This window comes from Citricoccus muralis (assembly GCF_029637705.1).
Taxonomy (GTDB): Bacteria; Actinomycetota; Actinomycetes; order Actinomycetales; family Micrococcaceae; genus CmP2.
The window spans coordinates 100422-111976 of sequence record NZ_CP121252.1 but is presented as its reverse complement, the minus strand read 5'-3'; the positions used below and the strand labels follow the sequence as shown (position 1 = coordinate 111976).

General features: G+C 67.4%; 12 protein-coding genes, 1 tRNA gene and 1 riboswitch. Of the genes, 8 read left to right on the top strand and 5 right to left on the bottom strand.

All coding sequences use genetic code 11. The annotated features are described in order from the left end of the window. Positions 1–2: 2 nt before the first annotated feature. The 3 genes from P8192_RS00535 to P8192_RS00525 form a co-directional block, all read right to left on the bottom strand. Positions 3–710 (bottom strand): anthranilate synthase component II, encoded by a 708-nt coding sequence (locus P8192_RS00535; protein ID WP_278157745.1) that lies wholly within the window; start codon positions 708–710, stop codon positions 3–5. A gap of 65 nt (positions 711–775) precedes the next feature. Further along, the gene (locus P8192_RS00530; protein WP_278159857.1) at positions 776–940 is read right to left on the bottom strand and encodes a hypothetical protein; all 165 of its coding nucleotides are present in this window, start codon (positions 938–940) and stop codon (positions 776–778) included. Continuing rightward, positions 937–1665, bottom strand: a complete 729-nt coding sequence (locus P8192_RS00525; protein ID WP_278157744.1) for a class E sortase — start codon at positions 1663–1665, stop codon at positions 937–939. Before P8192_RS00525 ends, P8192_RS00530 begins: the two co-directional genes overlap by 4 nt. 125 nt (positions 1666–1790) lie before the next feature. Between P8192_RS00525 and P8192_RS00520 the strand changes: the two genes are divergently transcribed. Then, positions 1791–2072 (top strand): cell division protein CrgA, encoded by a 282-nt coding sequence (locus P8192_RS00520; protein WP_270106787.1) that lies wholly within the window; start codon positions 1791–1793, stop codon positions 2070–2072. Between the two features lie 287 nt (positions 2073–2359). Here the strand turns inward: P8192_RS00520 and P8192_RS00515 are convergent, their stop codons facing one another. Both P8192_RS00515 and P8192_RS00510 read right to left on the bottom strand, forming a co-directional pair. Next, positions 2360–3268 carry a rhomboid family intramembrane serine protease gene (locus P8192_RS00515; RefSeq protein WP_278157743.1) on the bottom strand — a complete coding sequence of 303 codons (909 nt, stop codon included), beginning with the start codon at positions 3266–3268 and terminating at the stop codon, positions 2360–2362. A gap of 158 nt (positions 3269–3426) precedes the next feature. Further along, positions 3427–3975, bottom strand: coding sequence for a peptidylprolyl isomerase (locus tag P8192_RS00510; protein WP_270106789.1), 549 nt, complete (start codon positions 3973–3975; stop codon positions 3427–3429). Positions 3976–4146: 171 nt separating this feature from the next. Between P8192_RS00510 and P8192_RS00505 the strand changes: the two genes are divergently transcribed. The 7 genes from P8192_RS00505 (at position 4147) to selB (ending at position 11547) form a co-directional block, all read left to right on the top strand. Next, positions 4147–4869, top strand: a complete 723-nt coding sequence (locus P8192_RS00505; protein ID WP_270106790.1) for a hypothetical protein — start codon at positions 4147–4149, stop codon at positions 4867–4869. Between the two features lie 147 nt (positions 4870–5016). Beyond that, positions 5017–5126: riboswitch (SAM riboswitch) on the top strand. Between the two features lie 12 nt (positions 5127–5138). After that, positions 5139–6623: an NtaA/DmoA family FMN-dependent monooxygenase gene (locus P8192_RS00500; protein WP_278157742.1), complete on the top strand. Its 1485-nt coding sequence runs from the start codon at positions 5139–5141 to the stop codon at positions 6621–6623. Between the two features lie 73 nt (positions 6624–6696). After that, on the top strand, positions 6697–7410 hold the full coding sequence (locus P8192_RS00495; protein WP_278157741.1) for an SDR family NAD(P)-dependent oxidoreductase: 714 nt from the start codon (positions 6697–6699) through the stop codon (positions 7408–7410). A 390-nt stretch (positions 7411–7800) separates the two neighbouring features. Beyond that, positions 7801–8118 (top strand): hypothetical protein, encoded by a 318-nt coding sequence (locus P8192_RS00490; RefSeq protein WP_278157740.1) that lies wholly within the window; start codon positions 7801–7803, stop codon positions 8116–8118. Between the two features lie 158 nt (positions 8119–8276). After that, positions 8277–8372 (top strand) — tRNA-Sec (locus P8192_RS00485). 30 nt (positions 8373–8402) lie between these two features. Beyond that, positions 8403–9734 (top strand): L-seryl-tRNA(Sec) selenium transferase, encoded by a 1332-nt coding sequence (gene selA / locus P8192_RS00480; RefSeq protein WP_278157739.1) that lies wholly within the window; start codon positions 8403–8405, stop codon positions 9732–9734. Between the two features lies 1 nt (position 9735). Continuing rightward, complete coding sequence (selB, locus tag P8192_RS00475) at positions 9736–11547, top strand: selenocysteine-specific translation elongation factor (RefSeq protein ID WP_278157738.1); 1812 nt, start codon at positions 9736–9738, stop codon at positions 11545–11547. Positions 11548–11555 lie beyond the last annotated feature (8 nt).

The following is an 11555-nucleotide window of genomic DNA, read 5'->3' as shown; positions in this document are numbered from 1 at the left end:
TTTCACGCCCCGGAGCGGTCCAGCAGCGGGGTTTTCTCCGCGGCGCGGGCACTCGCACCGGTCACACCCACGGTCTCTAGCCAGTTGCCTAGCATCTGGTAGCCACCTTGGGTCAGCACCGACTCGGGGTGGAACTGCACGCCCCACACCGGAGCGCTGCGATGCGCCACCGCCATCACCACACCCCCCGGGGTCTCCGCGGTAATCTCCAGCACCGACTCATCCAGAGTGTCGCGCACCACGGCAAGCGAGTGGTAGCGGGTCGCCGTGAACTCGGCAGGCACCCCATCAAACATCGGGTGACCGGTGTGCAGCAGCTGCGACGTCTTGCCGTGCATCAGCTCCTCGGCATGGGTCACCACCGAACCCTGCGCCTCCGCGATCGCCTGATGTCCCAGGCACACCCCGTACAGCGGCTTGTCCGCCTCGATCGCCCAATCCACCAGACCCATGCTCACCCCGGCCTCTGCCGGCGCTCCGGGCCCGGGAGACAGCAGCACCCCGGCCGACTCCGCAGCCAGTTCACGCACCTGATCCGGGGTCACCTCGTCATTGCGCACCACCACGGTATCCGCGCCCAGTTCGCGCAGGTAGCCCACCAGGGTGAACACGAAGCTGTCGTAGTTATCCACCACGAGAATCCGCACCGGCTCCCCGGTCCGCTCGTCCGCGCTCAGGGTGGTCGGCAGTAGCTGTCCTGGGGTGGTCATGCGGGGGTCCTCACTCATCATCGCTCGTCAGAGTTGTCTCAGTCGGTTGTCTCAGTTTTCGGGCGTCACTCGTCGATGGTCGAATCCGAGAACGGGCTATACGGTGCCAGCGCCGGGAACACGACCTCCATCAACAGCAGCACCACCAGGGCCAGAATCACCAGGGTGAAAATCCATTTCACCCAGGTCGGCCCAGGCAACAGGGAAAACAGGTAGGCGTACATTCTCATGTCCTCCCCGCGGCTTGCGGTTCCAATTCAGGGGTGCCGTTTTTCGCCACGGCATCGGCGATCGCTTCCGGGGGCCCCTGCGACGTCGGAATGAACGAGACGTACTCGGCGTGCGTCACCATCCGCTCCCGCGTGCTGAACAACGGGTGGCATGTGGTCAGGGTCAGCCAGCGCCCCGAAGCCGGACCACCCGGGTCCAGTGGGTTCGGGTCCAACACCTCGGTCTGGGTCGGGGCCACAATATGGTTCTGCACCGTGCGGTACACCCACCAGCCGTTCGCGGTCTGCACGTACATCACATCACCCTCGACCACCTGGTCCAGGTCCCACAGAATCGAACCGTGGGTCTGTCGGTGCCCGGCCAGCGAGAGGTTGCCCTCCTCGCCGGGTAGCGACGCCACGTCGTATCGGCCCATCAAGCCCCGGTCGATGACGTCAGATCCCACGCCGTCGGCCACCGGCACCGACCACTCCGCACCCAGTCGCGGCACGTAGAGGAAACCCCAGGCGCCGGATCCATTCACGACGGCGGGGTCCGCACCCTCACCCTCGTAGTCGGTATCGGGCTCCCATTGCTGGACCACCTCGTTGCGCACCGATTCCTGCTCACGTCCGGCGGCAATATCCGTCCACCACAGCTCCCAGGCCACGAACAGCAGCAAAAACACGCCGACGGTGATCAGCAGCTCGCCGAGCACACTCACCACGGTGGGCCGTTTTGACATCTTCTCTCCCAGAGGCTCCAGTAGACTGGGCGACAAGCCCTGCCTTGGCAGGATAACACCGCGGTGCCACCGGCGCCGTGACTCGTCCTACTTGTCCCTTGCAGTCCCCGTCGAACAGGAACACCGTGCCAGAGTCGAGATCCCGGAAATCCGCCAAGAATCGCTCCGACGCCGCCCGCGGCGAGCGTAGCGCCCAGCTCGGCTACGATGCCGAAGCGGAAGCCGAGCCGCTACCCACCTGGTACAAAGCCATCATGTTCGGGCTGATGATCGTCGGTCTGCTGTGGATCTGCCTGTACTACATCAGCCAGGGTGCGCTACCGGTGCAGCCTCTGGGTGGTTGGAACATCGTGGTCGGCTTCGGCATCGCCATCATCGGCTTCCTGATGACCACTCGCTGGCGCTAAGAAAAAGACCGCCTTCTCCTGATCGGCAGGGACATGAGCGCGCCCAGCGCCGGGAATCCCTAGATGATCGTGCCGACCCACCATCCACAAGCCTTCCGTGCCGGCGCTGACGCAGGGAACTACAAGGGTGTAATTCCTCCACAATGTGGATAATTCCTGTGGATAACACCTGTGGAATTACACGCGTGGCATTCATTCCACATCTGTAGACACACATGTGGATAACGTGGGGGAAACCTGGGGACAGGGCGTGGACGACGAGATTTTGTCGGCCACCTGGCGCCGAATCAGCCGCGAGCAGCCAGTAGTGACTCGGGGGTGATCTGCATGGCGCCGATCGCGGTGATCACCATCAGGATCACGACAACTCCGGCCAGTCCCCACCATTGGCGGCGGCGTATCCGCCGCCGTCGCTGCGCTGCTTCTTCGGCACCGACGAGCGTCTGATCGCTCTTCGGCTGGAACAACAGCACGGCCGCGCAGGCCGCGCCGACCACCAATCCGCCCACGTGAGCCTGCCAAGAGATCCCGGACCAGACCACGGAAATCACCAGGTTCACGGCGATCAGCGCACCGATCGACACCACCGAGCCGCCGATGCGTCGGATCATCAGGAACAGGGCGGCAAAGAGACCATAGACGGCACCGGAGGCTCCCACCACGGGTGCCAACGGGTTGGCCAGCAGCAGCACAGCTACCGAACCGCCGAAGGCGCTGATGAGATAGATCGCGAGAAAGCGCGCCCAACCCAGGGCTGGCTCCAGGGTGCGGCCCATCATCCACAGCACGACCATGTTCAGCAGCAGATGCATGGGAGAGGACATGGAATGCAGGAAGGCCGAGGTGAGCATGCGCCAGGGTTCGAATCCGATGCCGCTAAGGGCGGCGAACTGGGAGTCGAGGCTGGCGGCGGAGGTATAGAAACCGGCGTACCAGAGGGACTCGGTCACTCCGGTGGACAGACCATTGGTGGCCCACTGCGCTACATAGGCCAGCCCGCACAGGGCAATCAAAACATAGGTGACCACAGGAATCGGCTGGCCGTGCTTGTCTGCGAAACGCGGTGGACGATGCTCGGCGGGGAGGTTGCGCTGCGCCGAGGCCACGCAGTCCACACACTGGACGCCGACCTCGGCCGAACGCTGGCACTGCGGGCAGGCGGGCCGGTCGCAGCGCTGACAACGGACATAGGACACCCGGTCAGGGTGTCGGGGGCAGACAGGATGCTGCCCGGACTCACCATTCCCGCCGTGCGGGTCCTGTGGATGAGTCGCTCCGAAATCCTGACCGGGTGTCATCGACGTGCCTGCGCGCTCTCGGGCGCGAGGGCCCGCCTCAGGTGAATCACCGTGGATCAGCCGGCGAGCTCGGTGATCTCGATGGACTCGATGACGACGTCCTCGACCGGCTTGTCGTTAGCGCCGGTGGCCACGCCGTTGAGGGCATCCACGATCTGCTGCGAAGCCTCGTCGTTCACCTCACCGAAGATGGTGTGCTTGCCCTGCAGCCACGTGGTGGGCACGGAGGTGATGAAGAACTGCGACCCGTTGGTGCCGCGGCCGTTGCGGATGCCAGCGTTGGCCATGGCCAGCTTGTAGGGCTCGTTGAAGTTGAGGTCCGGGTGGATCTCGTCGTCGAACTGGTAGCCCGGTCCTCCGAAGCCCTGGCCCAGCGGGTCGCCGCCCTGGATCATGAAGTCGCGGATGATCCGGTGGAAGATGGTGCCGTTGTACAGCGGGGTGCCGGTGCGCTCTTCGCCGGTCTCCGGGTCGACCCAGGCCTGCTCACCCGTGGCCAGGCCGATGAAGTTCTGGACGGTCTTCGGCGCGTGGTTGCCGAACAGGTCCACGACGATGTCGCCCTGGTTGGTATGGACGGTTGCCTGATGCGTTGCGATAGTCATAGACGTATTCTCGCATTAGAGCCGCAATCCTCGCTTCCGTCGATCGGCGGGGCGTGGACAATTCGCGCTGAGCCGAATCTTGATACCCCACACTGGCGCTCAGCCGTGGAATCGCCACGTGACTCTGGCGTACTGTGGGAGAAACGCACGTCGATCCCCGGAGGTAATCAGATGGGAAAGCGCAAGGCTGAGAAAATCGCCAAGAAGCAGGCCAAGGCTGCAGAAAAGAAGCTGAACGCGTCTGTGGAGCAGGCCAAGTCATGGGCTGCCCCCAAGGTGGAGTCCGCGCTGGCGTGGACCGAAGAGCACCTGGGCGATAGCCTCGACCGCGCCGAGAAGGTCGCTTACTCCGCGGTGGACAAGGCCGGACCGAAGGCCAAGAGCGCCCTGGCGAACCTCACCGACGCCCTGGACTCAGCACGCCACAAGGTGCAGGACGAGTACGTCCCCACCGCAGCCGGCCAGCTCGCCGGTGCCGCCTCGAAGACGTCGAAGGCGCTGCACGACGCCGACGTCCCGAAGCCGGTCTCCGAGCTGCTGACCAAGGTCACCGGCGACAAGAAGGCCGCCAAGAAGCTACAGAAGGCTGCCGAGAAGTACGCCAAGTCGGCCGAGAAGTCGCTGAAGAAGCAGGCTCAGTCCGGCGGCGGCAAGAAGTGGCTCGTGGTCGGCGTCGTCGTGGCTGCAGGTGGTGCCGCCTACGCCGTCTACCAGCTGACCAAGCCGGTGGAGGATCCGTGGAAGAACCCCACCCCGCAGCCGCTGAAGACCAACACCCCTGCCACCCCGCAGGCTTCCCAGCCAGCGGCGACGACCGAGGCGATCATTACCGACGACACCGAGGGTGGCGCTGAGGAGCAGGTCGACGCACCGGCACCGAAGCCCGCCAGCTGATCACCACAGCTACACCAGACAGCCCGCCGATCCGCCAGGGTCGGCGGGCTGTGCTGTGTGATGGGCGCGGTGTGCGTGACAGAACGTGACTCGGATTGCTCGTCGTCGTTTGTCCCAGAATGCGTCCCCGGCGTACGGTGAAAGCAGAAACCATCCAGAGCGACCGAGAGATCTGGCTCGTTGACGTCGCAGCAACCGTCCCATCCCGGGTTTCCCCCGCGGTCTGGACACGGTGCTACCGCCAGAACCGATGGAATTGAGGAGTCTCCATGGCCGCACAGCGCCGTCCACTCATCCTGTCCGCCTTCCTGATGAACACCACCAGCCACATCATCGGCGGCGCGTGGCGTCGGGAGGAATCCCAGCAGCACCGGTTCAATGAGCTTGGCCTGTGGGTGGATCTGGTGCGCGATCTGGAGGACGCCGGTTTCGACATCGCGTTCTTCGCCGATGTGGTGGGCCTCTACGGCGACTACGAGGGCGGCTGGGCCTCGCACCTGCGCAAGGGCCTGCAGATTCCCTCGAATGACCCGCTGGTGTTGATTTCCGCGTTGGCGGCGACCACCCGGCGCATCGGCCTGGCCATGACCTCCTCGGTCATCCAGGCCCACCCCTTTACCTTCGCCCGGCAGCTCTCCACCCTGGATCACCTCTCCGGCGGACGCGTGGGCTGGAATGTGGTGACCTCCGCTCTGGAGAACTCGCACCGCAATTTCGGCGGCGCCGAGCTGACCAGCCACGGTGACCGCTACAACCTGGCCGAAGAGTACCTCGACGTCGCCTATAAGCTGTGGGAAGGCTCCTGGGACGACGGCGCGCTGCTGCAGGACAAGACCGTGGAGCATTCCCGCGGGCGTGGGCTGCACGCCGATCCGGCCAAGGTGGCGAAAATCCATCACGCCTCCGAGAACTACCGGATCGAAGGGCCCCACCTCTCGGCTCCCTCGCCGCAGCGCACCCCGTTCCTGTTCCAGGCCGGCTCCTCGCCCCGCGGTCAGGAAGTGGCCGCCCGACACGCCGAGGCCACCTTCTCGATGGCCCCGCGCCGCGACATCGCCGCCGCCCACGCGGCCGAGGTGCGCCGTCGTGCCGTGGAATTCGGACGCGATCCCCAGGACGTGAAGTTCATCCAGGGGCTCTCCTTCGTGGTCGGCTCCACGGAAGCGGAGGCACAACAGAAGGCGCGCGAGCTCGATGACGCTATCGACGTCGAGGCGCTGATCGCCCACACCGGTGGCTCCCTGGGCCTCGACCTGGGCTACCTGCCACTGGACACCCCCATCAACGACATCGAGACCGAGGGCGCGCAGGGGCATCTGTCCGAGATCCGGAAGATGACCAAAGACGGCACGATGACGCTGCGAGATCTGGCGCATTTCCGGGCCCAATCCACCCGCGTGGTGGGCACCCCGGAGCAGATCGCCGACGAACTGGCCGCCTGGCAGGACGCCGGCATCGACGGGGTGAATCTGATCAACTCGTCCATCCCGGGGTCGTACCACGAGTTCATCGCACAGGTTCTGCCGGTGCTGCGTGAGCGTGGACTGGCCCGCAGCCTCGAGGAGATCCAGCAGCTGGGCGAATCCGGTGCCACGTTGCGCGGTGCAGTGACCGGCCAGGATCGACTGCCGGATTCGCACCCAGCCGCCCGGTATCGGGGCGCGTTCGCCGAGTACTCGGCAGCGGCCACCGAGCGCAGCCGGGACGAGGTGCTCGGTGGGGAGGCTCAGCTAAGCAGCACCGCTCCGCGGTAACCGGCGGCGTCATTCATTGTCCCGGGCGGCGAACCCCGGACGGGGCACGGCCGGATCCGTTATCGTCGGGGGCATGAGTGATTCCACCCCCGACTCCGCAGCCAGCACCCCCAGCACCCCTGCTCCCGACCGGCCATGCGCCGTCGTCAGCGGAGCCACCAGCGGCATCGGCCGCGCCGTCGTTGACCAGCTCACCGAGCACGGTTGGCAGGTCATTGCCCTGGGACGCAGCCGCCAGCGTCTGGATGAGCTGGCCGCCCACCCGCAGATCACCTCCATGGCCCTGGATCTCACCGCCGATGATCTCAGCACCGTGATGCCCGAGCGCGTCGATGCCGTGGTGCACGCGGCCGGACTGCTGCCCACCGCCTCCATCGAGGAGATCACCGATGCCGAATGGGATGAGGTCTTCGCCGTCAACGTTACCGCGGCCATGCGCTTGGCCCGCGCTGGCCTGCCTGCGTTGCGCCGTTCCCAGGGCACCATCGTGTTTCTGAACTCCGGGGCCGGTGTGTTCGATCGGCCGAAGAACACCGTCTACGGGGCCACCAAGCACGCCCTGCGCGGTTTCGCCAACGGGCTGCGCGCTGATGTGGAACACGACGGCGTCCGCGTCACCTCGGTGTACCCGGGACCCACGGATACCCCGATGCTCGCCGAGCCGAAGGACCGCTCCGTGATGATCCAGCCCGCCACCGTCGCCCGCGCGGTGGTCGGGGCGATCCTCGCCAGCGACGACACCCAGCTCACCGACATCCACGTCCGCCCCCGCGCCGAGCTCCGCTGAAGAACTCATCATTCTCGGGACGACTCCTATGGCTTCCGCAGGTGTGCCATGCATCGCCGGTCGGACGCCACCGGTGTCCACACGTTCGTGCTACCGCCGCGGAGGCCGAGCGTGAGCTGACACGATTCGACGCCGAGCTCGGCGTAGGACGAAGTCGAAACGCGGGAGAAATCGCCGCGAACACACGCACCATGCGTGTGGCTCTGGAGCTGGCCGAAGATCTCTCCGTCGAGGCCATGCTGCGGCTCCATGCCGTGCTCATGGAGCCGCATCGACGCCACCTTCGTTGCGCCCCACTGTGAGCACGTACCCGATGTGACCCATGATCTGGTTGCCTTCATCAATGACTCCATGATTCCTGCGCTCGTCTCGGCAACAGTAAGTCAAGTCATGCTCAGTTCAAAACGATTCACCCCTTCACTGGCGGACGTCGGGGGCTACCACTCAGCGCTGACTGCGTACCGCACCGGTGATGTGGACTCGATTGTTCGCGCCTTCGCTGATGCCTCCGTCCGCGCCGTTCACAACGCCCGTGCACTGGCGAACGACGTCGAACAGCTACGCGCCGGATGGGATGAGCGGCTCACAGCAAGAAAAGCTCCAATGCGCGGAAACTTCTCGATGCGCTCGCTCGTCGACCAGTCCTCACCAGTGAGCTCGCAGCCTCTGAACTCGATGTACAGCAACCCAATGTCTACCCGCCTTTGAGTTCCCTGGTGAAGGACGGTATTGCCCAATCAAAAAATGACCATGAACCGGGGCCCGTCTGGCGAAGTGACGAGATTCTGTCCGCCATCGATTCGTTCGCTCAACGTGCCGGACGACGTTCGCGGCACTGATCCTGGCTCACAGCTAGAATCAGAGGTGGAGGCGTCTGGGTTCCTGGTGGTCCCCCCGGTCTTCAAAACCGGTGAGGCCGAGCATCTCGGTCTGGCGGGTTCGATTCCCGTCCGCCTCCGCCACACGTTAGCCCGCTGTTCAGGAAGGCTTCCATGCACCACGACGGCGACCGCCGGCGCGCGATCCCCCGCACCGACGACTTGCTCGCCCTCGACGTCGTAGATCAAGCCCGGCAGCGCCTGGCCGAGACGGAGATCCGGGCCGTGCTGCGCGCTGTCCAGGAGCGTGCCCGCACCGGGCAGTTGCCCCCCGAGCAGGTGCGAGCCGCCGTCGCCGAGGAACTGCTCGCCCACCCCGTGGTTTCTCTCGCCCCCGTGCTCAACGCCACCGGGGTGATCGTGCACACCAACCTGGGCCGGGCCCCGCTCTCCGCCGCGGCCCGGGAGGCCGTGCAGGTCGCCGCCGGGTACGTCGACGTCGAGATGGATCTGGGCACCGGCAAGCGCAGTTCCCGAGCGACCGGCACCGCCGAAGCCCTGCTGCGTGCCTGCCCGCAGGCCGAGGACGCGCTGGTGGTGAACAACGGGGCAGCGGCCCTACTGCTAGCAATCACCGCACTGTGCGCCGGGCCCGGATCCTCGAGGGAGGCCGTGGTCAGCCGCGGCGAGCTGGTCGAGATCGGCGCCGGGTTCCGGCTGCCCGATCTGATGGTCTCCACCGGGGCCCGGCTGCGCGAGGTGGGCACCACCAACCGCACCCATCTGGAGGATTACCGCCGCGCCCTCGGCCCCGACACCGGGTGCCTGGTGAAGGTTCACCCCAGCAACTTCCGGGTCGAAGGGTTCACCTCCGATGTCGGAATCCCCGCGCTGCGCACCCTGGCCGATGCCCACGGGCTACCACTGGTGGTGGACCTGGGTTCCGGGCTACTGGCCCCCGACCCGTCACTGCCACAGGAGCCCGATATCGCCACCGCCCTGCGCGCCGGCGCGGATGTGGTGATCGCCAGCGGCGACAAGCTGCTCGGCGGCCCGCAGGCCGGGATCCTGCTGGGCCGAGTCGAGCTCATCCAGCGCCTGCGCACCCACCCGCTGGCCCGAGCGCTGCGCGCGGACAAACTCGCCCTCGCCGCCCTGGAGGCCACGCTGCGCGGGCCCGAGGCTCCGGTTCCGGCCTTTCTGCACGCCGACCCCGAGCACCTGCACGCCCGCACCGCAGCTCTGGCGGACGCGGTGGGCGGCACCGTGGTGGAGCACCACGGGCGCGTCGGCGGAGGCGGGGCTCCAGGCCACCCGCTGCCCGGCTGGGCGGTGGAGCTTCCCGAGTCGGTGGCCACTGCCCTGCGTCAGGGGAGTCCCGCCGTCCTGGCCCGGGCACACAGCGGCCGATGCCTCATCGATCTGCGCTGCATTCCCGAGCACGACGATGCCGCCCTCACCACGGCCGTCCGGGCGGCGTTGACCGTCACCACCATCGGGAGCTGATATGGACGTCGTCGCCACCGCCGGCCACGTCGACCACGGCAAGTCCGCTCTGGTTCGCGCCCTGACCGGGATGGAACCAGACCGGCTCGCCGATGAACAGCGCCGGGGTCTCACCATCGACCTAGGCTTCGCCTGGCGCGCCCTGCCCTCCGGACGCGAGGTCGCCTTCGTCGACGTCCCCGGACATGAACGTTTCCTGTCCAACATGATGGCCGGGGTCGGCCCGGCGCCGGCGGTGTGCCTGGTGGTCGCCGCCGACCAGGGCTGGCAGGAGCAGTCGGATGACCACCTGGCGGCGATCACCGCCTTGGGAATCACCGGCGGCCTCATCGTCCTCACCCGTGCCGACCTGGCCTCGGCCGAACAGCTGACCGCCACCGAGGCCCAGCTCCGGCGCGCAGTGACCGACTCCGCCTTGCACGACGCGCCCGTCGTGACCGTGTCCGCGCGCACCGGCTCCGGGCTCGAGGAGCTGATGCACACCCTGGACACGGTGCTCGCGCAGGCGCCAGTCCCGAACACTACGGACCGGGTGCGGCTGTGGGTGGACCGGTCCTTCAGCGTGAAGGGGTCGGGCACCGTGATCACCGGCACCCTGACCGCCGGCACGCTGCGGGTCGGAGACCGGCTGCAACTGGTGGGGCGCACCGGGACGAAAGCCACCGCGGTGCGCGGGCTGCACCGGCAGAACGCCCAGCTGAGGGAGATCACCCCGACGTCTCGGGTGGCGGTGAATCTGCGCGAACTCACCGTGGCCCAGGTGCACCGCGGTGACGCCCTGGTGTCCCCGGACGCCTGGCCGGCCGTCACCGTCGTCGACGTCCGCAGCGTCACCGGCTCCGACTTTTCAGACGCACCCCAGGAGCTGATGGTCTATCTGGGCACGGCGGTGGTGTCCGCCCGGGTGCGCCCGCTGGGCGACGGGCACGCGCGACTGACCCTGGAACGGGCCCTGCCGCTGCAGCACGGGGACCGGCTGGTGCTCTCCAGCCCTGGCGCCCGCTTCGTGTTCGCCGGGGCCCTGGTGCTCGACGTCAACCCGCCGGCCCTGGCCCGCCGCGGCGATGGCGCCCGCCGAGCCCGAGAGCTGGAGGGACGCCCGATTGCCGGCGATCCGGACGCCGAGGTGCGCCGGCGCGGTGCGATGACCCGCTCCGCCCTGTACCATCTCGGGCTGCGGCTGCCCGAACACTGGGGCACCCCGGCCACGGTACAGCAGCCGGACCCCTGGCAGATCAACCCCGACGCCCTGCACCGCTGGGCCACCGCGCTGCACCGTGCCGTCACCGACCACCTGCGGCAGGATCCGCTGGCTCCAGGGCTCACCACCGGCGCCGCGGCGTCGGTGTTGTCCCGGTGCTCGCCCCCGCTGCCGGAGGCCTCGCTACTGCCGCGCGTCGTGGCGGCAGCACAGTTGGAATCCGCCGACGGGCTGGTGGCCCCGCCCGGTCACCGCCCCCAGCTGGGTCACGCCGAGGCTGGCCTGACCGCTCTGGAGGCGCGGCTGCGCGAACAGCCCTTCGCCGCCCCCGAGGCCGACGATCTGGCCGCCGGGGGCCTGGGCGCCCGAGAACTGGCCGCCGCCGAACGCATGGGGCGGGTGCTGCGCCTGCCCGGAGAGGTGATCCTGCTGCCCACCGCCCCCGCCCTGGCCATGCGCGCCCTGGCCGGACTGGAACAGCCCTTCACCACCAGCGCGGCCCGCCAGGCGCTAGACACCACGCGCCGGGTGGCCATCCCACTGCTGGAACACCTGGACGCCCGCGGGTGGACCCGCCGCGTCGACGGCGCCACCCGAACCATCGTGCGTTAAACCGGAAT

Coding starts and splice junctions, on each gene's coding strand:
- P8192_RS00530 (WP_278159857.1), bottom strand. CDS start 940: ATGAGAATGTACGCCTACCTGTTTTCCCTGTTGCCTGGGCCGACCTGG.
- P8192_RS00490 (WP_278157740.1), top strand. CDS start 7,801: ATGCTCAGTTCAAAACGATTCACCCCTTCACTGGCGGACGTCGGGGGC.
- P8192_RS00510 (WP_270106789.1), bottom strand. CDS start 3,975: ATGACTATCGCAACGCATCAGGCAACCGTCCATACCAACCAGGGCGAC.
- selB (WP_278157738.1), top strand. CDS start 9,736: ATGGACGTCGTCGCCACCGCCGGCCACGTCGACCACGGCAAGTCCGCT.
- P8192_RS00535 (WP_278157745.1), bottom strand. CDS start 710: ATGACCACCCCAGGACAGCTACTGCCGACCACCCTGAGCGCGGACGAG.
- P8192_RS00500 (WP_278157742.1), top strand. CDS start 5,139: ATGGCCGCACAGCGCCGTCCACTCATCCTGTCCGCCTTCCTGATGAAC.
- P8192_RS00495 (WP_278157741.1), top strand. CDS start 6,697: ATGAGTGATTCCACCCCCGACTCCGCAGCCAGCACCCCCAGCACCCCT.
- P8192_RS00505 (WP_270106790.1), top strand. CDS start 4,147: ATGGGAAAGCGCAAGGCTGAGAAAATCGCCAAGAAGCAGGCCAAGGCT.
- P8192_RS00525 (WP_278157744.1), bottom strand. CDS start 1,665: ATGTCAAAACGGCCCACCGTGGTGAGTGTGCTCGGCGAGCTGCTGATC.
- selA (WP_278157739.1), top strand. CDS start 8,403: ATGCACCACGACGGCGACCGCCGGCGCGCGATCCCCCGCACCGACGAC.